The organism is Enterobacter sp. RIT637, from assembly GCF_019718755.1.
Taxonomy (GTDB): Bacteria; Pseudomonadota; Gammaproteobacteria; order Enterobacterales; family Enterobacteriaceae; genus Enterobacter.
Map to the genome: position 1 here is coordinate 20,877 of NZ_JAIHAZ010000019.1, position 23,455 is coordinate 44,331.

17 protein-coding genes and 1 tRNA gene are annotated in these 23,455 nt (G+C 52.1%); 6 read left to right on the forward strand and 12 right to left on the reverse strand.

The window, feature by feature from the left end; translation table 11 throughout:
- Window positions 1–2 precede the first annotated feature (2 nt).
- Together K5E19_RS20410 and K5E19_RS20415 are read right to left on the reverse strand one after the other, a co-directional pair.
- Window positions 3–512 (reverse strand): phage regulatory CII family protein, encoded by a 510-nt coding sequence (locus tag K5E19_RS20410; RefSeq protein ID WP_079893552.1) that lies wholly within the window; start codon window positions 510–512, stop codon window positions 3–5.
- Window positions 513–546: 34 nt separating this feature from the next.
- Window positions 547–783, reverse strand: a complete 237-nt coding sequence (locus K5E19_RS20415; RefSeq protein ID WP_032436367.1) for a hypothetical protein — start codon at window positions 781–783, stop codon at window positions 547–549.
- A 99-nt stretch (window positions 784–882) separates the two neighbouring features.
- On the opposite strand from K5E19_RS20415, the gene K5E19_RS20420 reads away from it, so the two are divergent.
- The 5 genes from K5E19_RS20420 (at window position 883) to K5E19_RS20440 (ending at window position 3,726) form a co-directional block, all read left to right on the forward strand.
- Window positions 883–1,506 carry a phage repressor protein CI gene (locus K5E19_RS20420; RefSeq protein ID WP_079893553.1) on the forward strand — a complete coding sequence of 208 codons (624 nt, stop codon included), beginning with the start codon at window positions 883–885 and terminating at the stop codon, window positions 1,504–1,506.
- 9 nt (window positions 1,507–1,515) lie between these two features.
- Entirely contained in the window at window positions 1,516–2,382 is an 867-nt protein-coding gene (locus K5E19_RS20425) for a hypothetical protein (RefSeq protein WP_079893554.1), read from the forward strand.
- Window positions 2,383–2,396: 14 nt separating this feature from the next.
- Window positions 2,397–3,482 carry a tyrosine-type recombinase/integrase gene (locus K5E19_RS20430; protein ID WP_079893555.1) on the forward strand — a complete coding sequence of 362 codons (1,086 nt, stop codon included), beginning with the start codon at window positions 2,397–2,399 and terminating at the stop codon, window positions 3,480–3,482.
- Window positions 3,477–3,568, forward strand: a tRNA-Met gene (locus K5E19_RS20435). Before K5E19_RS20430 ends, K5E19_RS20435 begins: the two co-directional genes overlap by 6 nt.
- 20 nt (window positions 3,569–3,588) lie before the next feature.
- Window positions 3,589–3,726: a hypothetical protein gene (locus K5E19_RS20440; protein ID WP_221552803.1), complete on the forward strand. Its 138-nt coding sequence runs from the start codon at window positions 3,589–3,591 to the stop codon at window positions 3,724–3,726.
- 13 nt (window positions 3,727–3,739) lie between these two features.
- Here the strand turns inward: K5E19_RS20440 and K5E19_RS20445 are convergent, their stop codons facing one another.
- The 9 genes from K5E19_RS20445 to K5E19_RS20485 form a co-directional block, all read right to left on the reverse strand.
- A complete protein-coding gene (locus tag K5E19_RS20445) occupies window positions 3,740–4,423 on the reverse strand; it encodes an outer membrane protein (protein WP_221552804.1) in 684 nt (227 codons plus the stop codon).
- Between the two features lie 535 nt (window positions 4,424–4,958).
- Complete coding sequence (locus K5E19_RS20450) at window positions 4,959–5,318, reverse strand: DUF6911 family protein (RefSeq protein WP_221552805.1); 360 nt, start codon at window positions 5,316–5,318, stop codon at window positions 4,959–4,961.
- A gap of 318 nt (window positions 5,319–5,636) precedes the next feature.
- On the reverse strand, window positions 5,637–6,365 hold the full coding sequence (locus K5E19_RS20455) for a hypothetical protein (protein ID WP_221552806.1): 729 nt from the start codon (window positions 6,363–6,365) through the stop codon (window positions 5,637–5,639).
- Between the two features lie 448 nt (window positions 6,366–6,813).
- Window positions 6,814–7,356, reverse strand: a complete 543-nt coding sequence (locus K5E19_RS20460; RefSeq protein ID WP_221552807.1) for a hypothetical protein — start codon at window positions 7,354–7,356, stop codon at window positions 6,814–6,816.
- Between the two features lie 443 nt (window positions 7,357–7,799).
- Window positions 7,800–8,183: a hypothetical protein gene (locus K5E19_RS20465; RefSeq protein ID WP_221552808.1), complete on the reverse strand. Its 384-nt coding sequence runs from the start codon at window positions 8,181–8,183 to the stop codon at window positions 7,800–7,802.
- The gene (locus K5E19_RS20470) at window positions 8,184–8,414 is read right to left on the reverse strand and encodes a hypothetical protein (RefSeq protein WP_260411882.1); all 231 of its coding nucleotides are present in this window, start codon (window positions 8,412–8,414) and stop codon (window positions 8,184–8,186) included.
- Window positions 8,415–8,763: 349 nt separating this feature from the next.
- Window positions 8,764–9,132: a ribonuclease toxin immunity protein CdiI gene (cdiI, locus tag K5E19_RS20475; protein WP_221552809.1), complete on the reverse strand. Its 369-nt coding sequence runs from the start codon at window positions 9,130–9,132 to the stop codon at window positions 8,764–8,766.
- Window positions 9,133–9,140: 8 nt separating this feature from the next.
- Window positions 9,141–19,433, reverse strand: a complete 10,293-nt coding sequence (locus tag K5E19_RS20480) for a hemagglutinin repeat-containing protein (protein WP_260411883.1) — start codon at window positions 19,431–19,433, stop codon at window positions 9,141–9,143.
- 9 nt (window positions 19,434–19,442) lie between these two features.
- Window positions 19,443–21,119: a ShlB/FhaC/HecB family hemolysin secretion/activation protein gene (locus K5E19_RS20485; RefSeq protein WP_221552810.1), complete on the reverse strand. Its 1,677-nt coding sequence runs from the start codon at window positions 21,117–21,119 to the stop codon at window positions 19,443–19,445.
- 297 nt (window positions 21,120–21,416) lie between these two features.
- Between K5E19_RS20485 and K5E19_RS20490 the strand changes: the two genes are divergently transcribed.
- Window positions 21,417–22,586 (forward strand): DNA repair protein, encoded by a 1,170-nt coding sequence (locus tag K5E19_RS20490; protein ID WP_221552811.1) that lies wholly within the window; start codon window positions 21,417–21,419, stop codon window positions 22,584–22,586.
- Here K5E19_RS20490 and K5E19_RS20495 read toward each other — a convergent pair whose 3' ends face one another.
- On the reverse strand, window positions 22,587–23,351 hold the full coding sequence (locus K5E19_RS20495) for a siderophore-interacting protein (protein ID WP_221552813.1): 765 nt from the start codon (window positions 23,349–23,351) through the stop codon (window positions 22,587–22,589).
- Window positions 23,352–23,455 lie beyond the last annotated feature (104 nt).

Below are 23,455 nucleotides of genomic sequence, written 5' to 3' on the forward strand. Positions count from 1 at the left end.
CCTCAGATGATGCCGAACGAAGCACCAAGGCCCGTTACGGTGTCCACCGCACTTGCCATAGCGGGGTTGGCCTGCAGACGGGCCTGCATGGAAACGGCAGCCAGTGCCATCAGGCGAGTTACTGAGTTAATGCTGCTGATCACATCACGGCGTCCGGCAGTGGTTTTCACATCGCCAGTAACGGCACCGGCAGCAACGCGCCCTATCTCAGCGGTGGCGCTCATGACGTAATGCGGCAGTTTCTCTTTTGCCACTTCGTTCATCGGCACGCATGGCAGGCAGTGAATTTGTGCCAAGAAGCCGTCAACCAGGGTTGAGTCCTCAGTGAGATCGGTAAGCAGCCAGATTTCAGGTGGTGTGAGCTGATGCGGCTGGTCTGGGTTCAGCTTGTTGCGCAGTGTCTGGACATTCATTCCTGCGCGTTCTGCCAGCTTTGCCATGTTGTGACGCAGTGAGAAAGTTCGGCAGGCTTCATCAAAATGCGGATGTTTGGAAATTTGATAATCAAACATGTAGTAAATCCTTTTGTATCCCAAAATGGAACTATCAGGCCTGCATTGCGATTTCACAGCCTTGAGCCGCTTCCATCGTCAAAGCGAACATGTTTACTTCGATCAGGCTGTTTACCCCTTCTTTTTTGCGGATAGGTAAACGTCCTTCGCGGATCATCTGGCGGGCATAACTCAACTTGTAGCCGGTACGACGACAGAACTCATCAAGAGTGATGAATGGTTCTGACACCACAAGATTGATGCTGGGGCGCATTGAAAGTTGACGATACATGATGCAATATTCCTCAGTTTGGGTTGTCTCAACACTATTCGAGACTGTTAATCACTATTCGTTGCTTCACACAACGGAGAATAGGATCACAAAACGCCAATGTCAACACGAAACATCACAAATCGCCATATGCCACAGAAGTTACAAAGTAACATTATGCAAAATACTGGCGGCCAGCCGGTGATTGAGCGAATTCTAAAAGCCTACGGTTTTACTACCCGGCAGTCCCTTTGCAACCACTTGGGGATTTCCCAAAGCACGATGGCAAACAGGTATGCCCGCAACACCTTCCCTTCAGATTGGACAATAATCTGCAGCATCGAAACGGGTGCATCTTTGCAGTGGTTAATCTCAGGAGAAGGAGCGATGTACGAAAATGAGGTCGAGCATAAAGCTATAGCCTTAAAACATTACAAAATCACAGATGGGGTTTTGTCATCACATAATGAAATCTACTACGACGGTAGCCTGATTCCTGCCGGTCTATCGAGTCCATCATTAGTCACCTATGAAAACTCTCTTTACCTTATTGATGAACATGAAGGGGAGATTAATGATGGTTGGTGGGTCATAGAGATTGATGGGTTATACAGCATACGAGAAGTATTTAGATTTCCCGGAGGTCGCATACGCGTCGAAAATGGCAAAGCATCTTTTGAGTGTAAGGCACAGGACATAAAGGTATTTGGTAAAGTCATACTCAAAACTGAACAACTTACTTAAGGGTAGATCATGACGTCTTCAGCTAAAGCAACAAAAGAGCAAGAAACTGAAAAGCTTGAACGTTCTTGCTTTGTCATCATGCCTATCGCTGACATGGCTGGTTATGACCAACGCCATTTCGACAGGGTTTATAGCCATTTAATAAAACCAGCCTGTGTCGCTTCTGGTTTCAAACCAGTAAGGGCAGATGAAGTTAACAATTCCAATTTAATTGTTTTAGATATTTTAAAAAGAATTGTTGAGTCAGATATTGCTATATGCGACCTAAGTGGCCGAAATCCGAATGTAATGTATGAATTGGGTCTCAGACAGGCTTTCAATAAAAAAACAGTATTGATTAAAGATGATAGAACAATAAGTCCTTTTGATGTTCAAGCTTTCAGATATTGTGAATATGATAGTTCTCTGCGTATTGATAATGCTTTCAACAATATTAAATCTTTAGAAAAAGCAATATCAAGCACCTTTGAAGCGGATTCAAATGATGTTAACTCAATTGTTCAACTTTTAAGTATTGAACCAGCTAAAGTTGGAGAAAAAACACATTTAAGCAAACAAGACACTTTAATTTTTGAAACATTAAATCAGATATTAAATAAAATCGAAGAACCTAAAAAAATCTATAACAACAGAAAAGTCGTTTCATTTAAGTCTCGCTCGGCGTTTTTAATTGACCAACTGAAAACAACCAAGGTAGAAGACCTAATCGGTAGGAATTACATGAATGAGCGAACATTCGTAATGCTCGGTCAACTTGAATCCATAGAAAATATAAACGGAGTACTGCAATTTATATTTAGATACGGTAAAAATGCCATCTTTAAATACCCTGAAAGTCATCCTGAGCTGGAAGACATTGTAGAAGTCGGCGAATAGGAATTGAATACGCTATGTCTGTTAGTAAATTGTCGAATGGAAAGTGGCAGGCACAAGTTTTCCCAAATGGTAGGGATGGACGCCGTATTCGTCGTCAATTTGCCACCAAAGGCGAGGCTCTAGCCTTTGAGCGCCATGTAAAAGAACAAGCCCAAGATAAGCCTTGGCTGGGTGAGAAGACAGACAAACGCCGTGTTCGGGATTTGGTTACAACCTGGTATAACGCACATGGTGTAACGCTTGCTGATGGTGAAAAGCGTAAAGGTGCAATGGAGTTTGCCTGTCTCGCTATGGGCGACCCCTTCGCAACTGAATTCAACGCCAAATTATTCTCAACGTATAGAGAACAGCGGTTAAGCGGAAAAATAACCCGCTCAGATCGCGTCAAGTCCGTGACCCCTCGCACGGTAAACCTTGAACTGGCTTACTTTCGGGCTATGTTCAACGAGCTGAAAAGACTTGATGACTGGACAGCACCAAACCCTCTCGAAAACGTCAGAGAGTTTAAGATTGCAGAAGTTGAGCTAGCCTGGCTTACGGTTGAGGAAGCGACGCGCTTGCTTGAGGAATGCGAGAAAAGCAAAGCAGGTGATTTAACCACGATTGTCAAAATCTGCCTTGCGACCGGCGCAAGATGGGGAGAGGCTGAAAGCCTCACTGGCAAGCAGATAAGCCCGGGTAAAATAACTTTTATCAAAACGAAAGGTAAGAAAAATCGTGCGGTTCCAATTAGTGATGAGCTTTACGATTTGCTACCCAAAAGCCGAACCTCGAAGCCACTCTTTACCGGATGTTATTCAGCATTCAGGAGCGCGATAAAGCGCGCGGGAATAGAGCTGCCAGACGGCCAGCTGTCGCACGTTCTACGACATACTTTTGCCAGCCATTTCATGATGGGCGGCGGCAATATTCTGGTCTTACAACGCATCCTCGGTCATACGGATATTAAAGTTACGATGCGTTATGCTCACTTTGCCCCCGACCATCTAACAGAAGCGGTTCAACTTAACCCCTTAAACCTAATTAGTGGCAGCAAAATGGCAGCACAGCGCAGCACTATGCAATACTTTTCGACAATATACGAAATCCTATGCGCTTGAATTTACTGTAAATCTTTGTTTTCAAAGAAATACGGTTCGGACTCATAATCGCTTGGTCGCTGGTTCAAGTCCAGCAGGGGCCACCAAATTTTAGCTGTAGAATCAAATGATTAAGCCACTCTCGCGAGTGGCTTTTTTGTTTATTAATTTTAGCGTGGCGATAATAGAACGTGGTGATGCCAACAAAGCACAAAAAAGCCAACTCCGCATCAGCGCGGCGTTGGCCCTGTTTTTAAAGCAGTGACAATTACAACAGGTTAAAAGACATAGCGCATGCCAAGGGTAAATTCATTAGAGACAATGTGCGCTTTCATTTGCTCATCTTTTAAGCCACGCGCGTTGGTAAAGTTGTTATATCCGCTTTCGATCTTACCCATATCGATATAACGGTAGCCCAAATCAACATACAGACGCTCAACCGGCATATAGCTGACGCCTGCACCTAACGCGTAGGTCAAATTGCTTTGGGTGGTAGACGCATATTCACGACCTGCATTACCCTGCCAGCCGCCCGCTTTGATCTTACTCACACCCACCCCTGCGGTACCGTACACGGAAACACCGTAACCCAGCTCATAATCGCGATACACGTTGAGCATCAGGCGCTCGGTTTCAGTCTGCAGGTGGTTATAGCTGTTGGCGAACGTGCTGGAACCGCTGGTGTATTCAGTTTTCTGCTTAAAGGTGTACTCACCTTCGGTGCGCCAGCCGTTACCAAACTGATAGCCCGCAGCAATCGCCGCGCCGCCGAAATGCTCTTTTTCTTTACCGCCGGTAAACTGCCCGACACCCGGGCGAGCACTGGTATCCATCTCTTTCGCTCGCTGCTCGATCTGCAGGTATTTTGCAGAAGCGTAATAGCCTTCTTCAGTATTTGCCGCCATAACAGTAACCGGGATTGCTGCGATCGGCAGAGCTACTAACATCGCTTTCATATTCATCTTCACTCCGTTGGAAAATTATTACTGCACGTCGAACCGCCGTCCGCCAGTGTCAGGAAATAACAGTCAGTGAGACGAATCATAAACAGGCCGGTGAGGGCAAACTATTAGGGTGATTACGCGTTTTACCTGGTAATTTTACGTAGGGATTTGTCTCGATTTTTATCCCGATCTTTTTACTTTCAATTACTTATTGGTTGGGGAAAACGCAGCAGGACAATCACGCCATCGGTCAGAACCTTTTCCAGTTCCGTCACATCCAACGTGGTATTTTCCGGCAACCGTTGTTCAGTTTACCCGCCATGGCGTTCTTGAGTATTGGTTGTGGAAGCCCATTGCCGAGCCCCCTGAGCACAGGGAAGCGGCGTTTAATGCACAGCCCGTCGGCATTTTTGAGGGTGGTGAGATAATGCAGTTTTACCGTATCAATTAATACATGACTATCACCTACTGTGCATTATTCATAATGCTGTGAAGTCATACACACAGGATTAGAAAACCTAATATAACCGAGTTGTTTTCTATGCAGAAAACACTAAGCCTGCCCCGTAATGAAAATTTTTCTGGTCACCTCAGTGACAAAATCGAAATCATTTGTCACTTCATGAGAGCGACGCCAGGAAACTGGTAATACAGGTCTCTCCACCCTTGAAAAACAGGCGTTTTGGATATTTTTTATTTTTGTTTCATCGTCCATACACTCAATTAATGAAAGTAAGAAATGCATACCATCTGAATGAATGCTGAGCGTTTTTTGATTATCAAAATCTTTAATATTTACACTTCCAGTATGAGTCCTGAGCTTATGAAGCGCATCACAGATATCTACCCACAAAGGAACATTCTTTTTACTGAAACCAGTATCTTCGCAAAACAGGAAAAGCTTCATATACATCGTCTATCCTTTAATAATTTTTTCTCTGCATTTTAACATTGAAGATAAATAAGCAAGAGCAGGATGAAGGAAGATCAAGTGATGATGCTTGCAAATTACAGATTTTAGGAATTTTTTGGTCTACGTTCTGGCGATGTTTGCCATCCGCTCGCCGATATCGCTGACGCGTCAACTTCTATTCCTTGTCAAACATCGGGTTGATGCCTTATAGTCCAGCCAATACTTCACTGGGCTATAAGGCATTTCTATTCATGAAGAAAGATTAAATCTCCATTCTCTATTATCGCCTATGATTGCGACTTAATATTGACTCACCGTTTAGAACTTATTTTTAATGTTTTCGTATTTTTCAATATAACTATCTGCATTGCCTAAACCTCTTCCCTGAACAATTTGTACAGTAGCTGATATAACGTTTTTTACTTTTTCATCTTTGCCCATCTCAATATATAGCCTTTCTGATACGCCAGATTCTGTCCCGCTTATCATGTTAACCACTGGAATATAAGATGAGGCATCTCTTGAAATATCTGTTTTAGAATAGATAAGCAGAAGGTCACCTTCATCTGTAAACGTCATGCCATCAGGATTACCTAATAAATTAATAACTTTCGCTTTAGCACTACCTTTGTCTAATTCTGTAAACGCCAAATTGCGAGCGCTGATATAATCAAGATTATATTTATTCGCATTGTGCAAATCTTTTACAAAGATACCATGATTAATGACAACATTATCAGGACCATAGACAACTGAAAGAACTCTACGTGCATAAGTTCCGGTGATGCCGTTCAAAAAACCTGTATATGAAGCAACCGAAAGCTTACCATCTGGGAATGTTTTCTTTAAAGCCGATCGGGATTCATCTTTTTTCCCAATAATACTGGATAAAGAAGAGGCTTTTGTTTCTCCGTCTATTACTTTTGAATTAATAAAAGAATCACTGTTTTTCTTGTCCGACAATAGTTCACTACCGCCGTTGAATGCAGAGCATGCAGTCAGTAGCATTGATACAACAGCAACAGTTAATGTTATTTTTGTTGACATATTTAATTCATCCTTAAAAAATTTAATATTAAAACAGGAAGGCACCATAATGCCTTCATCCCACAAGGTTCTCGAGTATGTGCTCAGAACCGCTATTACTACCATTTCCTAAGTAATATCAACCCACGCTTGGAATTATTCATCAATCTGGAGAATCAAGCCGTTTAAAAAACTCATCTAAAACGTAATAAAAAACAGTAATGACCTACTTTTCATTTACCGATGCAGACTCTTCGCCGTCATCATCGACTTCACATTCAAAATAGAAAATTTTGACTATCGAAAGCGCAAAAAAAATTACCTTGTAAAATAAATCTTTTATAAATTATTTTGTTGGGGAGGGGTTCCACAGCAACAACTTTTTGCCCTAGCATACTTTTTGGCTTCGGACATATCGTCATACTGTGACATACCACCTGCACCTATGGATTTATCGCGGCAAGCTATGTCATTTTTCCATGAGGGTGGTACTCAAACTCTTATACAATGCCTTCATTTTTCTGACGTTTTCCTCGTCATAAGCCATAAGAACATCTGGTGACAGAGAATGGTAAGTAATAAATACTAAATATTTTGTACCTTCTACGTTAACAAACCTCACATCTTTACTGAGATAACCACCATACTTTTTAGTTTCCACAGCATCACTTACCGTTTCGACATCACCAGGCGAAGATTGCCAGACCAAAAAACGTTCGAACAAAGCATCCCACGCCGGCAACAATGCTTTGCTGGTATAACCGTGGTATCCCATACCACCACCTAAATCAGCAGCAAGCCTAGCATATTCAGGAGGATCCTCAATACGAATCAACGTATTGTGGTAATTCGAATACTTTACTGCCAACTCTGGTGTAAGATCGATATAATTAATATTAGTACTGTAAAAATCGAAAGGCTCAATGCGTAACGACTTATAAACGGAATGACAGCTAGTAAGTAAAAATGAAGCTAAAATTATCCATATAATAAAAAAAATAGATTTTTTCATATTTAACAGCCTTATAAATAGCATTTGATTATATATCGTACTAAATTACTCACAAACTCAAAGTTCGCAATGGACGAAGCTGTTCCTTCATCCCGCTTCTCCCTGACCTGATTTTTCAGGGATTCAGCAGCCTGCTTCGCCGCTGCACGGGCTTGGTCTCCGGCAAGCGAGTTATTATCAACAACAACTTTATCCGATGTGAAGCAGGCCGCCGGAGCTACATTTCTACTGCTACATCAGTATGTTACAACTACTTTTCCCGGACATTTCGCTGAATCGGGCGCAATGCCTTAATACGCGGTTTTGCACCACGTTCTCCACTTTTCCCAGTAATGGTAAAGAGCTGATAGCCGCCCCCCCTCCGGCATTAGAAGTGCATGAAGAGAGGGATTAAGAACTGACAGGTAAAGGTCCCTGCTCAGTGCCCGGGACCTCTACAATAACTACCACCATTTAGGATAATCGTTAAAAGCACGTAATATCGATTGCCAGGCAGCATCATCAAGCTTTTCACTTCCTTTTGATAGGGAGATACCACCATTAATATCTTCCTTCATACATGACCAATTCAGCTCACCAGCGACTGGATTTAAAACTAACTTAAAACCGTCGTTCATATCCTTGAGGATGGCAAGTTCGCCACAGTTCATACAGCTAACAAACTGGTCAAAGCACTGACACTCTATCCAGAAGTGAGCATTAACTTCAGCCTTATAACCAAACTTCTCAACTGAAATTGAGACGCTAAACTTTAAGGAAGGAACATGCTCATCAAGCTCAATAACGTCCAGCTTTATATTTACATGATTAGTAATTTCTATATCCATTTAATGAGACCCTAAATAACGTGCATGAATTATTGTCGGCAATTCTCCATCAACACGAGGCGGCTTAATTTCTAGCTGCCAGCCATCAACTGTAATTCGTTCTCCATATGGCATATTAGTTTTAGTTGCCGTGTTCACAGCAGCTTGAAAACTACGCAATTCCTCTTGACTGGCAAGACGCACTGCTTTAGGCGTATGTGTCACAGCTTTTGATGCCGCATATTCAGCCATATGTTCTGTAGCATTACCATGCTACTCATATTTTTTGTCCATTTGGTAAAGACATTTCAAATCGCGCAGGTCGTGGGTGGTTTTGCTGCTGCCGATGGTGAAGCCAATGCCCCCGGCCCATCAGACTGGACTTTTTGGTCTCCTTAAAGCGCCAGGAGGTGTCCGTGTTGGCGGCCAATATGCCGCTACGAGAGCGTAGAGGTCACCTACAGAATTCGTGCAGGCTACCGCCTTGCCATACGGCAATATCGGTGCGACCACAACCCTTTTCCGCCGCACGATATCCATGCTTCAGCTATTCAGCGAATAAAGGCTGATAAAAAGATCCCGCGCAGTGGCCGGGATTTTGTTAACAAGATGGTAGTTTAGCCAACAAAGAATTAATCTTATCGGTATCCTCAGGATTTAGTTTCAAATACTTTTCACACGCTAACCGAATATAATGATAGCAGGTTTCTTTACTGACAATAACAGCATCTGCTTCCGAAGGTGGATACCCCATAGCAAACTCCACCCCTTCAAAATGTTCGCTTTCATCGTAACTATCCATATCGGGAAAATTGCAATAAGCCCCATCTTTATTTAAAGCCCCCCCTTTAGAAAATAATTCAAGGGCTTCAATAAAATCACCATCCTCATAAACCCTGTCAAAATAGGACACAACAATTAAATTCAATCCACCATCTATATCCTGTTGAGTAAATAATTCTTTTTTCATGCCTCACCTCAATTGGGATGGAAGTTACGAACCGTTCCAGTAGTTTTATCTACGTAAATTCTGAAATTAACACCATCCACAGTTACATTCGCCTGGCCATTTTTACTAGACATTGCCTCATTAAATCCCTTAGCAGCAGCCTCTTGTCCAAGTTCTAATATTTTCTGGTCAGTAAATACCTTAGGATCATAGATGGTTTTGGTCTCAACAGTAGCTTTATATTCTCCTGTAAGACTACCATCCCGACTCTTGGTTGGAACAAGATATTTCACTTCAGTGATACCATTTGCCCCTGTTGGGGTTTCACTGACAATCTTCACATTATATTCTTTGGCTGCGTCATAAAACGCATTCGCATTGTGACCGCCCGAGATCCCATTCTTTTGCGTAAATCCATCTACAGTTGCCAAATGTTTTGGCTGATCAACTCTGAAATTAATTCCCGAGGGATAAACAACAATTTTTTCAGTTAGTGTACTGAGTTTACTGACAGCAGTAGCACCCAGTACAGGAGTCATTGAGGCAGTAACTATTTTCATCCCGTCATAGGTTTCAACATAGTTCGTCGCCGTAGCCTTATCAACCCCAAGCTGCGCCATGGCGTAATTCACCATCGCATCCTTCACCTGCTGCTGATTCTGCGCATCAACACTGGTGATATTCAGCAGGTTTACGATCTGACCATAAGAGTCTGCATACTGCTGGCTGGCTTTCGAGTTGTAGCTACCGGTGTTTTCGTATTCACCTTTAGCTGCGATAGCCTCAAGTCTTGCTCCGGCACAGGCCGCACTGCCAGCATTACCATTACCACAGGCATCAATGACTTTCTGGTCTCTGGCAATATCTTTTTCACGTAGATCATTGATAGTCTGCTGTGCTTTTTCACGTTCAGCCGGATCTTTGCTGTTGAGTTTTTGTTTCGCTAACTCAAGCTCTGTCTTTTCAGACACGCTCAGATAGTTATTCTCAACCGCATTCTTCCCGCCCTGCGCCCCCGCAGCTGCTGAAGCCGTACTGTCTCCCGCTATTCCTCCGGCCATCCCCGCCGATATTGTCGCCAGCGTGCTGACCGTCTGCTTCTGCTCCTCGCTCAGGTCACTGACCGCTTTACCCGGGTACATCACCGCCATAATGGCTCGCGCCGCCAGCTCACCCGTCGCCGCTCCGGCCGCACCCGCTGCTGTACTGTTCCCCTGCAGCGCCGCAACCGCGCCGCCCAGTATCGCGTGCGCGATGGTGTTGACCGCCGGATTACCCTCGGTTGATTTCAGCAGATGCGCCAGCTCCGGTGCCGAGGCCCCTGCCAGCGCACCGACGATATCTCCGCCTGCCAGCCCCTGAAGCGCCGCCGTTGCCGCCTGAATACCACGCTGAATGGTGCTGCCCGTACCAAACTTCGCCTGCTCATCCCGATACTCCGGCGTCTCTTTCAGTTGTTCAACCGTCAGGTCAGGGTGCGTCTTACGCGCTTCCTCCAGCGCATTCAGCTCGCCCTGCGTTCGGGCGATGTCGGCCACCTGTCCGCCGATATCACTGATGGCACTCACCTGCGCAAGCCGCTGCTGCTCCTTCTCCTTGTCAAATATCGGGCTGATGCTGTCGTTTGCGTGCTCTGTGTCCCGGCTCAGGCTGGCCACATCCTGCTGCTGGTTCGCGGTATCCCGGACGGTGATGTTACCCTCGCCCACCGCCGCCTGCGTCGTGCCTTCCGCATGACCGCTGCTGCCCGCGACCGATACAACCCCACCCGGCAGGTTGCCCTTGAATGTGTCGCCGCCAAAGTCACCGCCGCCGCTCAGGCTGACGCCGCTGTGGCTGACCTTATAATCCGCCTCGTTGTGGATATCACGGAAGCCCAGCGTTCCCGTATCGAGACTGTTTTTGTCCGCCGTCGCCGTCGAGGCAATCACCGCACCGTCAAGCTGCGTGTGGCGTCCCACCGTCACATCAAAGCCGCCGTCACCCGCGAAGAGCCCTGTCTGCTCCTGCACCGAGTCATACGTGCTCTTCATTTTGTCCTGGCTGGCGCTGATGTAGCCGGAACCCGTCATGCTGCCGAAGGTGAAGCTGCCGCCTGCCGCCGCGCTGTTCTGCGTCGATTTATAATCGTTGCTGTCCTGCTGGCTGCTCATCCACAGGTCACGTCCGATATCCGCAACGATTTTATCGCCACTCACCTGCGCGCCGTTCAGAATGGCGTCCCGACCGCTGGTCATGGAGACCGTCCCGCCGCTGTCGAACGTTGTTTCCGTCCACGCCGTACCGTCGCCTTTTTCGTGACCTTTCGACGCGTTTCCATTAGCGAAAACACTGATGCCATAACCGCTCTTCCCACCACCAATGCTGACGCCTGCGCCGCCACCGCTGCTGCTGTTCTTGCCGGTCGTCTGCTGTGTGCTGGCTGCACCGCCCAGCACAATGTCGTTCGCGGCGGCAAGCGTGGTGTCGCCGCCAGCCTTCAGTTGGCTACCACCAATCAGGATGTCGCCGCTGTTCTCCCCCTGCCCTTTTCCGGTCGCGGTGATGGACAGATTATTCCCCGCATTCAGCGTACTGCCCGCAACCGTGTCACTCTGCATGTGCTGTTCGGATTTCGATTTCTGCGAGGAGAGCGAAACGCTCACGCCAATGCCGTTGTTCGGGTCACCGTTAACCTGTGCCACTTCAGCACCCTGCGCCGCCTGCACGCCTGACAGTGCCGCTTTGGTCGCTTTCAGCGCCGCAAGGCGGTCATCGCTCTCGCCTTTCGCGTCGTGTGCCGTCTGCACCGCACTGTTCACCGCGCTCCCCGCCGCCCCAGACAGCGCCACCGTCAGACCGCTGCTCTTCTGCTCAAACGTCTCATCGCGGGTGCGTTTGTCGTGCCCCGGCTCAATCACCACGCTGTCACCAGTCAGGCTGATATCCTTTTGCGCGATGATATCCGCCCCGCCGATATGCGCCTGTTTGCCTGCCGTAATGCTGACGCTGCCGCCCGTCGAACCGACGGTGCTGAAGCTTTCACTCTGCGTCGTGCCCTGCTCGCGCAGATCGTGGGTGGTTTTGCTGCTGCCAATGGTGAAGCCAATGCCGCCCGTGCCCATCAGACCGGACTTTTTGGTCTCCTTAAAGCGCCACGAGGTGTCGGTGTTGGTGGCCGCCACGATGTCCACGTTGTTGCCCGCCGACAGCGCCACGTCACCGTCACCCGCCACCGCCGAGCCTAAAACCCGCAGGTTGTTCCCCGCCGACACCGTCACGTTGTCGCCACTCAGCAGCGAGCCCTTCTCCCGCGTCGCGCTGTCTTCCTCGATGGTGTGGGTGGTCTTCTTGCTGAGGAACCCTTTTTTGGTTTTGGTCTCTTCCTTAAAGTGGTAGTCGCTCTCCGTCGCCGTGGTCAGATTCACGTCGCGACCTGCCGCCACGCCGATATCACCCTGCGCTGTCACCTCTGCCGCCTGTGCGGTCACGTCCCGTCCGGCAAGAATGACCGTGTTACCGCCGCTGGCGATTGCCGTGCCCTGCTGGCGTACGGACTCATCGATAACGGTTTTCTTACCGCCCTGGCTACTGCTGCTCGTGGTGGTGGCTTCCGCCAGCAGGTTCACGTCCCGCCCGGCCTGAATGCCCACATCCCCTTCTGCCGCCATCGCCGCCGCACGGGCATTCACGTCGTTACCTGCCTGCAGGGTGAGGTCGCCGCCTGCGGTCAGCGTGCTGCCCTGATGCGTGACGGAGGCCGTCTCCGTTGTCGCGCGGTTGCGCCCGGCACGTCCCTCGCTCGTCGCCATCTCATTGGCGGTGATGTTGATATCGTTCCCCGCCGCCATGCCCAGACTGCCGCCCGCCGACACGTTTGCGCCAGTGATGTTGATATCCTGTCCGGCACGCATCACCAGCCCGTCTGTCGCGGTGATGGATGCCGTTTTGCCCACATCCGTACCGCCAAAATGCACGTTCCCCGCATCAACATTCCACTGATGGGTGCGTGTGACATTGTTGATACTGCCGGAAACGCTCTCAAGCCCGATGGTTTTACCGCTGATGGTGGAGCCGATGTTGTTGATGTCCCCCAGCGCGCTCAGGTTCAGCCCGCCGCCCGCGCTGATGAGCCCGGCGTTGAGGTTGCTGATGCTGTTGCTGCTGTCGATGGACAGGGCATTCTGCGCCGTGATGGTGCTGCCGCTGTTGGTGACGTTACCGCCCGCCAGCTGCACGTTATTACCGCCGATCACGCTGCCGCTGTGAACGGTGACATCCTTCGGTGATAGATACACTTTCGGGATCATCACCGTCTGGCCGTTAATGGTTGCCGCTTCCCACCACAGCAGGCTGTGGTCAAGGGCGGCAACCTGCGCTGCCGTCAGCGCCACGCCGAATTTCAGGCCCAGCGCCTGCTGCTGCGTGGCGGCGCTGTCCATCAGATAGCGCATCTGATCGAGGTCGGAACCGATGCCGTTGATATACCGGCTGCCGGTTTGGTTCAGAATAGCGTTGCTGACGTAACGGGTATCGAACGCCGCGTCGCCGAGGAAACGGTAATCGCGATCCGGGTTCAACCCCAGACGGTCGAGGAAATACGCCGAGCCAAGGAACTGGTTCCGATCGGTGTAGGCACTGTTGGTCTCACGCGGTGCATCGCCAGGCTTGATGCCGAGCATGCCATAGAGTCCATCAAACAGGCTGTTGTCCACCTTCCCAAGGCCATCAAGCTTAGGGTTCACCGTAATCAGGTACGGGCTGTCGGGGTCGGTGGATGGCACGAAGTAACCATTATCACCGGACGGCAGCGGATAGTTACCGCTGCTGCCGTTCTGTTCGGAAAGGGATGAGCCGCCGGAGATGTCTTTCAGGGCGTCAGTGATATTGCCCAATTGCTCAGGGAGGCGAATGTCTTCACTGCCACCTTGTGCCAGTGATTCACTGTTAAGGCCCTTACCAATAGCTTCAGGCGTAAGTGTATTCAGCGTTGGGGCATGAATAGTATTATTGAATCCGCCCGCGTTGGCAGTGACGTTGGTATTGCTGATGTCACTCTTAAAGTTCGCACTGACGTTACCGCCAGCACTGATAACTGAGCGGTATACACCGCCATCGGCCACAAATTCTGTCGTCCGTTCACCGAGGAGATAAGGCACCCAGCCATACCAGCCATAGTCCTCATCAAACCAGCCCCAACTTCCGTCTGCATAGTGCGTCAGAGGTTGCCATTTGCTGTCGTTGCAGTCCTGATAAAACCACTCACAACGATATTCAGCCTGAACGTAGGTAACGCGACGTCCACCTTCGGCAGAGAGGTTATTCAGTGTCCCGCCCGTAAGAACGGCGTTACGTCCCGCAAGAATATGGCTAGCACGGTTATCCAGCGTTCCTGCATTGATTATGATGTCGCGTCCGGCAGCCATTCGGGCGGAACTGCCGGTGGCCGATACGGACACAACGGACTCACTCAGCAGGAATTGCCGGATATCTTCCCCTGTGAGGCGATAATCAACCCTGTCACTGCACTGTCCACTGCCGTTTGCACCACTTCCGGCGCAATGCTCATACCTGTCAAAAACAACCTTACTGCCATCGTTTTTCCAGTCTTCAAGCAAGAGGACAAAATCCGAACGTCTGCCGTTGAGGTCATAACTAAAGTAGTGTTCATCTGCGGCAGGAATGGCATCAGGGTATTCCCGTTCTGACTGGCTGACAGTCAGGCCATCGGCTTCATTGAGCAAATGGCGGGTATTCACGGTGATATCGCCGCGTGTGGTCTCAATCGTACCGGAGCGGTTAATCACTTCTTCATTTGCCTCACCGACTGCATTCCTCTGCATCCAGAGGCTGTTATCAGCAAGAATATCGCCGTAAATATTGTGAATACGTGCAGCAAACAGGGAGAGATTATTGCCCGCATATATCAGCGCTGTATTAAGCAGCGTGCCTGCTGCCGTCATCGTCAGGCTGCCCGCCGTACCGGTGAAGCCGTTAATGGTGATATTTTCACGCGAGGTGAGCTGCACATCTCCGCCCGCCTGAAGCGAGCCGGACGCATTCAGTAGCAGGCTCTGCGCGCTGAAGGTACTGCTACCGTTCCCGGTGGTGAGCGTACCGTTGTTCGTGAATGCTCCACCCGCACTGAGGGCGATGGCATTGCCCTGGATAACGCCGCTGTTGGTGATGGCGTTTTGCGAGGAGACCGACAGCGTTTTACCTGCGGCCAGCGTACCGGTGTTAACAAGCGCATTAACCAGCTTCAGCGTCGCGTCGCCCAGGGAAACCACCTGACCACGACCGCTGAAGTTGGCGACATCGAGCAGCAGGCTGCCCCCGCTGTAGAGTTTACCGCTGACGGTATCGGTGAGAGCGTCACCCGTCACCGTCAGCGAGGCAGTACCCAGCAGCGTGCCGCTGTGGGTGATGTTCAGGTATTTCACCCCCAAATCCGCACCCTGAAGCGTGCCGCGGTTATCGAGCGAGCTGCCACGCAACTCGGCGCTGCCCGTCGCCAGGAGGTTCCCGCCATTCACGGCGTTAACCACATCCAGCAGCAGCGTGACGGCCTGAACCAGCCCACTGCTACCGTTTGCCAGCTCTGGCGCGGCCAGCGTGAGCTTCCCACCGGAGAGAATTTTGCCGTCATTCTGTAAACGGGTGGTGGCGTTCACCGTGGATTCACCGCCGCCCTGCACCGTCCCCTGATTATTCAGCGTGGCGGAAGAAGCCTTCAGCGCGTTCTGGCTCAACAGAACACCACCAGCGGTGTTGTTCAGCGCCCCGGAAACGTCCAGCGTCAGCGCTTCACCCTGAAGCCGTCCGCTGTTGATCAGTTGCCCGGCTGTGATTGCGGTCGTTTTACCCTGAATCTGTCCGGCGTTCGTCGCATTACCGGCATTCATCAACAGGACGCCAGCCGTGAGTAATTTCCCGCCGACCTGGTTGGTCAGCGTCTGGTTCAGCGCGGCGGAAAGCGCATCAACCCCGGTGATTTCACCGCTGTTTGTCAGCGTATTCGCCTTCAGCGTCAGATCCTTCGCTATCCACTGCCCGCTGTTTGCAAGCGTCAGTGCTGAGAGCGCCAGTTCTCCGTTTGAGGTGATTTTGCTGCCCGTCGTACTGATAAGATTGCTGTCGATCTGCGCATCCAGTACATCTGCCGCCTGGATCGCACCGCCGTTCGTAAGCGCCTGCGCATGAATAAGTACCCGCTTGCCCTGCCATTGCCCGGCGTTACTGAGATCACCGGCCGTCACCGTCAACTCGCCCGCCGTCAGCAGCGATCCCGATGCTTCATTCACCAGCGAGAGGAGCGGTGCAGCCATCTCCAGACGAGCAGCCAGCGTCAGCGCGGCGATCCCGGTGAGCGTGCCGCCGTTAGTGATACTGTCCTGATGCGCGGTAACGCGGTTCCCCTGAACCGTTCCGCTGTTGCGCAGCGTATTCCCCGTGAGCGAGAGCGTGCCAGCCGATAACAGATTGCCGTTGTTAACGGTATTGCCCGCATTCAGCGTGATGTCGCCCTGGCCCATCAGTTCACCGGTATTGCTGAATGTCCCGGTAGCGGAGGCGTCAAACGAGCCGGTCGCCAGCGAGCTTCCGCTGTTATTCCAGTCGCGGCCGCGAAGACTGACGTTCTGCCCCTGCAGCTGGCCCGCGGTGGTCAGCGTGGTGCCTGAAAAGGTGAGGTTCCCGCCCGTAAGCGTGCGCGAGCCTGCCAGTAAATCCAGTATTCCGGCGGTCACGGATAACGCGGTATCCCCCTGCAAGAGACCGCGACTGTCGAGACGATCGGCATTCAGCGTCAGCGTCTTCCCTACGATACTGCCCGCGCTGGACACCGATTGTGCCGTGATGCGGTTTGCCCCCTGCGCCAGCAGCAGCCCCTCCGCGCTGTTATTCAGCGTGCCGTAATCAACAAGGAGTGACGCACCGCTCAGCTCACCGCTGTTGGACAGGCGCGAGCCGGAAAGGGACAGCCCGGCATCGCTGGTGATAATGCCGCTGTTTTTCACGTCAGAAACTGAAAGGGTGAGTGCCGACGGGCTGTATAGCACGCCGCTGCTGCGGTTATCCAGCAGATGAGTGACCAGCGACAGCGTCTGTCCCGCGTGGATCAGACCACTGTTTACGACGGCAGGGCTGCTGATGGCGAGCGAGGACGCCGTCAGCGTCCCGCTGTTATTGAGATTGCGGGTTTCAATCTTCAGGGTTGACGCTGAGGATTTTCCCCCGTGACTGAGAGCGTCAGTGGCGTTCAGGATAAGACTGTCTTTGGCTGCCTGCGTCCCATCAAGCTGCGCATTCTGTACGTCCACGCTGACGCTGTTACCCTGCGTCTGTGCCGTTGCCGTGGTGGTCAGGCGTTGACCGCGAACGCTCACCGAGCCGCCCGCGCTGGTTTCTCCCGCCAGGGTGGTAGCCGTATTGTTCAGCGCCAGATCGCCATCGCTGTGGGTGACTGACTTTTCGGTGGTGATGAACGCGTCTGCTGAGCCAGTAAGCCCTCTGGCACCGGAAAGCGTGCCGCGGTTTGTCACCTGCGCTGCCTTCAGCGTCAGCGTGTCGTCGCTGACGAGCGTGCCGCTGTTATCCAGTTTACCGCTCGCGATAACGGACATTTTGCCTTTCGCGCCGGTTTCACCAGACAGCGTGGCGTTGCGTGCGTTGATACCCAGCATGGAGGCGCTTTTCAGGCTGCCGGAGCTGGTGATGTCGGTTCCTGAAACGTCCAGGCTGTTGCCCTGAACGGTGCCGGTATTGCTGAATGTCCCGGTCTTCAGCGAGGCATCCGTCCCGGCGGACAGCGTCCCGCTGTTGATCAGGTTCCCCGCGTTAATGCCAAGAGATTTTCCGGCAGTGGTACTGCCTTTCAGCAGGGTATTCCCGGACGTAGTGAGAGCGATATTTCCGCTGGCGCTGGTTCTGCTGCTGCTCTCCTGAGTCAGCGTCTGACCGCTGAGCGTGATATCTGAGGCGCTGACGCTCCCGCGCTGCGTCAGCTCACCGCCTTTCACCGACAGCTGCTGACCCGCGACGACAGAGCCGTTTAGCGCGGCACGCTGCGACGCCTCCAGCGAAATATGGCCTGACGCGGTCAGCTGTGTCCCGGTCTCCAGCGTTTTCGCGTTAACGGAAGCATCCTGCCCGGCGATGTTTTTCCCCTTAAGCGCCGCGTTTTCTGTCACGTTCACGGCCAGGTTACGACCGGCACCGCTCTGGGCATCCGCACTCTGGGTGAGGGTGTTTGCCGTCAGCGTGGTGTCGGTTCCCGCAGTGAACGCGCCGCCGTTTTGCGTGAGTTTACCGGTGGTCGCTAGCTGAAGGTTTTTATCGGCGGCGATATGGGCCTGGTCGAGCGTCAGGGCGCCCTGCCCGGAGACAGTGAGGTTCCCCCCTGCTTTATGGTCGCCGGTTAACGTGACCTCTTTCGCAGAAACGCGGGTGCTGCCGCTGGCAAGCGTGTTTTTCAGCACCACTTTCCCCGCGCTGCTGAGCGTAATATCACCCTGACGCGCGTTGAGATCCCCCAGGTTTACCCCCAGCCCCGTTTCGCTGGACACCAGACGAATACGGTTGGCGTACATCCCGCCCAGCGCACCCGTGTCTACCGCAACCTTCGGCGCGTCACCTTCCCCTTTCAGCGCGCTGACGCTGCCGTCTGCGGCGACGCGGTTCGCCCCGGCGACCACGCGCACCTCTTTCGCATGCAGCTGGGCATTGATCTCGGTCGCGCGGGAAATAATCGATACGGCATCGCTCTGGCTGCCATCCAGCCCGGCGCCTTCAATGGTGACCGCACCTTTCGTCACATCAAGCGATTGCAGCTTACCGCTGCCGTCGAGCACCGGTTTCCCCGTGGTGAGCGTCGCATTCGGCGTATTAATAAATCCGCAGCCGTTACAGGTGATACCGTAGGGGTTCGCCACAATAACGTTTGCCGCCTTGCCCGCCACTTCGGTGTACCCCTGCAGATGCGAGCGGTTCGTGCCGGTGACTTCGTTGATGATCCCTTTGGCTTCCTGCCCGGCTTTCAGGTTAGGGTTGTTTTGGATAATTCCGCCAAGCTGGGTCTGGTTCAGCTGTCCCGTGGCGTTATTCAGGATCAGCCCTTCTTTGCCGACGTTGTAATCGTGGTATTTATTATGGGAAATACCGGACTGATTCGGCGTGGCAATGTTCACGACCGGAACACCGTTGGCCGCCTTATCCATCTGCGTATTTCCGGACGGGGCGATCGTGGCGGCCACCGCAGGCAGCAGCGGCTGGGTTGCCAGCAATACGCTCAGTAATGCGCTAAGCGCACGCTGTGAAAAACGAACCTGATCCTTTTCCATCATCCCTGTCCCTTAAAAAACCACTGAAAAACGGTAATACATCACGAGGTGGTCCGGTGCCAGCCAGTCCGGATAGTCCACCGGCGTGCCGACGGTAAACTGGCTGGAGTACCCGCGATTCGTCGCGGTAAGCCCCAATGCGGTTCCCCACAGCGTGCCGGAGGCATAACGATCCAGGCCGTCCTTCTTCAGCCAGCCGCCGTCAATTGCGGCAAGTACGCCAACATCGCCAACCCACGGCAGCGTAAAGAGCGACCAGTTCAGCTCGTTTCGCCAGTAGCCGCCGTTATCGCCGGAGATGTACTGCTCCTTAAAGCCCCGAACAGACGTTTCGCCGCCCAGCGTCAGACGCTCGCTGCCGTACAATCTGTCCGGGGACCACTGAAAATAGACGCTGGTGAGCCACCAGAGTTTGTCCGCCACGGGACGCTGAAAGCTGCCGTTCAGGCTCCATTTGCGGAATTCTGCTTTTGGCACATCACCCTGTTTGTCGTTATCGTCTTCCGCCCCCAGCCACGGCACGCCCTGCGTAAAGGTTGGGTTCAGGGTCGCCACGCCCGAGGCGATTTTTTGAGTGTGGTTAATGCCCAATGAAACACTGGAGAGTTTGCGGCTGCTGGTGGCCAGCAAAACATCATCAAGATAGTTACGGTTGATGCGGTGAGTGATGCCCGCCGACACGCCGGTTTTGATATCGCCATTGCGGAACAATACCCAGGAGCCCGTCAGACGGTGCGTTTCGGTGTCCCCCGTCGACCGCCAGAGGTAGCCGTTGTTATCAATGGTGCTGAGGTAGTTGCTCCAGCTGTAGCTGTAGTCCAGCAGTCCGTAGCCGTAAGGCACGCTGACGCCTGCTGCAAAATTTTGCGCATCCTTGCTGTTGGAAAAATCACTGCTGCGCCCGCCGCTGATAAACCACTTGTCCGCCAGACCCAGCAGGTTATTTCCGTACAGCGCGCCAGTAAGCTGACCGGTGCCGGTGCTCTTTTGCCCGCTGTTATCAAAACTGACGGAGCCGCTGAGGGGGAACTCTGGCGTGGCGGTCAGATTAACCACCGAGTAGCCCTGCCTGTCGCCAGGCAAAATTTCAATTTCGACTGGCCGCTGACGTACCCGGTTGAGTTGTTCCATGCCCTGTTCGATATCGCGCAGGTTAAGGATCTTCCCCTCAAGCCCGGGGAAGGTCATGTTCAATGTGCGGTCCGGCACACCTTCGAGGCGAATGTGCTGAAGCTTTCCTTCCAGCACGGCAAGGTGGAGTACGCCGCCGGAGAGATCCTGCTCGGTTAAAAACGCGCGGCTGGTGATATAACCCCGGCTGATGTACCAGTCGGAAACAGCATCAGTCAGCCTGGTGAGACGAGCCATATCAAGGCACTGGTTAATCCAGGGGGCGGTCAAACGGTTTTTGGCAGAAGGTGAAAGCAGCGTCGCGCCCGACAGCTCAATGCGGCGGATGACGAAACAGGGTCCTTGCGGCGTGGAAGCATCGTCTGGGGTAACGGGACGCGGCACGATCGCGCTGCGCTCAAGCTCTTCACGCTGACGCTGGTTTTCATCAAGCAGCTGTTGCTGCTGTTGTTGAATGGTATTACGGTCAGCCGGAGACAATGGAGCAGCCAGTGCAGCACCGGATACCAGCAGGGTAATACCCGCTAGCACGTTGATTAACGCCGTTTTCCCTAACATTACTGACGCTCCTGCGTAAAGTCCGTTTTCAAACTTGCCTGTTAAAAAATGAGCAACTTATGTCAGAAAGTAACCGGTGTAAATAGATGTAAATGAGATTCAGATTAATTAAAGACACTTTCAGAGTTTTCGGTGTGTTTGGCAGATCGCCCGCAAAAAGAGAGGGCGTAACTGTGCAAGACAGAGTGCTAAAGAAATCCCCTGTCGCGCCGATCATCATCCGTGTGTATTATTTCCTGTAGCTTTTACAACAACTAACCTTAACTCAAATACTTAAGCGCCAAAGCGAAAGGCATCATGAGCACACCGATCAAACGGCTAGAAATCATAAAAAATGCCATCGAACTGGAAGATGACGACATCATCCAGAGCCAGCTGACGCGGCTGAAAAATGAAGCGTTTGACGAGGAACTACAGGCAATCGTCGTGGCGCTTGAGCAGAAGAACTACACCGCAGCCATCAGGGCCATCACCGCGTGGCTGCAGGGCCAGCGCGCCGTGACCCCGTGGCGTGACCCGCAGGTGGCCGCCAGCAAGCTGGAGCTGAAGGCGCTGGAAGAGCGTCTGCGCGATCTGATTGACCGCCGCAACGCCCGCGTGCAGCAGCTTGACGAGTTCAACGATCTCTATTTCTCCCGTCTCGGGCCGCTGATGCAGCAGATCCTCGCCCTGCGTAAAACGCTGGCGGAGCTAAACCTGCGCCGTCAGCAGGCGGAGGCGCGTCGGCGCGAAGAAGATTATCGCCGCTGTCAGCGCTATATGGCGCAGGCCGTGGAGGTGCTGGCAACGCTCACCCAGCGCTGGCGCGATCTCCCGGCGGATTCCGTACAGGCTGCCGAGGCGCGTAAACAACTGCAGCAGCAAAGCAACCTGATTGCCAATCTGCTGGCCGAAGCTCTGGAGCTGGAGAACGGCTTAACGCGTGAAGAAGAGCCCGCGCGCCAGGCGCGCGATGAGGCTAACGAAGAGTACGAGAAGTATCGCGAGCAGCATCACGATGCCGAAGTGCGTCTGCGCAAAGGGAAAGATCTCTCGGAAGAGGATAGGAACGAGCTGAAGCGCCTGTGGCGTCAGGCGAGCAAGCTATGCCACCCGGATCTGGTGGCAGACGATCTGAAAGAAGAAGCTAACACCATGATGGTGCAGCTCAACCAGGCCAAACAGCGCGGGGATGTGAAAGCGATCCGCTCACTGGTGGCGCGTCTGCAGCAGGGCTTTGAGCCAATGATGGCGAGCGACAGGCTGAACGATCTGGAGCGTATCCGCAAAAAAATGGCGCAGGTGCGCGACCAAATCGACACCCTGGTGAACGAGCTGGCGGAACTGGAGAAAGAAGAATCCTGGCTGCTGGTGTCGTCGCTGAACAATATGGAAGCCTACTTTGCCCAGCAGGAGAAGGCGCTGCACGAGGTCCGCGCCTCGCTCGAACATCAGGTAAGCGAAGCGCAGCTGGAATCCGCAGCCTGACTATTTAGCGTGCCAGTATGCGCTGGCACGCACCAGCTGTTGGTCAATCGCGTCGGTTTCAAACCGGCGGCTCAGGTTTTTCACCACCTTCCCTTCCCCGGTCAGCCAGATAAAGTAATCCTTTTCGGGCACGCTCAGCGTCGCCAGATGATCAGCCACCGCCTGAGGGTTGTGGCCCACAATCCAGGTGATGTTGAATTCACTCAGGTGCGCCAGATAGTCCTGATAAGATCCGTCCCCCACGGTCACGGCCGCATGAACGTCCGGGCGTACCGACAGTTTTGCGATGCCTTCTAAACGGCGGCGCAACGCGGGCATCCCGGACTCATCGCATACGTACAGCTGCCAGGCATAATCTTCCGGCACCACCAGCGATCCGCGTGGCCCACCGATAGTGAGTTTGCCGCCAGGTTTGGCTGCGACCGCCCAGTTGCTGGCAACGCCGCCATCATGAACGAAGAAATCCAGTACCAGCTCATTTTTTTCCTCATCGAACAGTGGCGTATAGTCACGCGCCTGCGGGCGCACGCCGTCACCCCAGTCGATGCCTTCATCGGTAACAACGGGCGGAACAAAGGTCGTGCCCGGCGCCGGGAAAAAGACCTTGGTATGGTCGTCGAAGCCGCGGGAGCTAAAGCCCTCCAGTGCCTCACCGCCGAGCACAACGCGCTGGAAGCCAGCGCTGACGCGCTCGACGCGCAGGACGTTCAGCTCGCGAAAGCGCAGATCGTTGCGGACACGTTGAGGGTAACGGGTTGATGTCATTTTTATGCCCTTCTCAGGTGAATACGATATATCGAAATTGTTTTTTAATGATAATGATTGCTATTAACCAGGAATGCAAGATCTTTTAGATTGCATCTGAATAT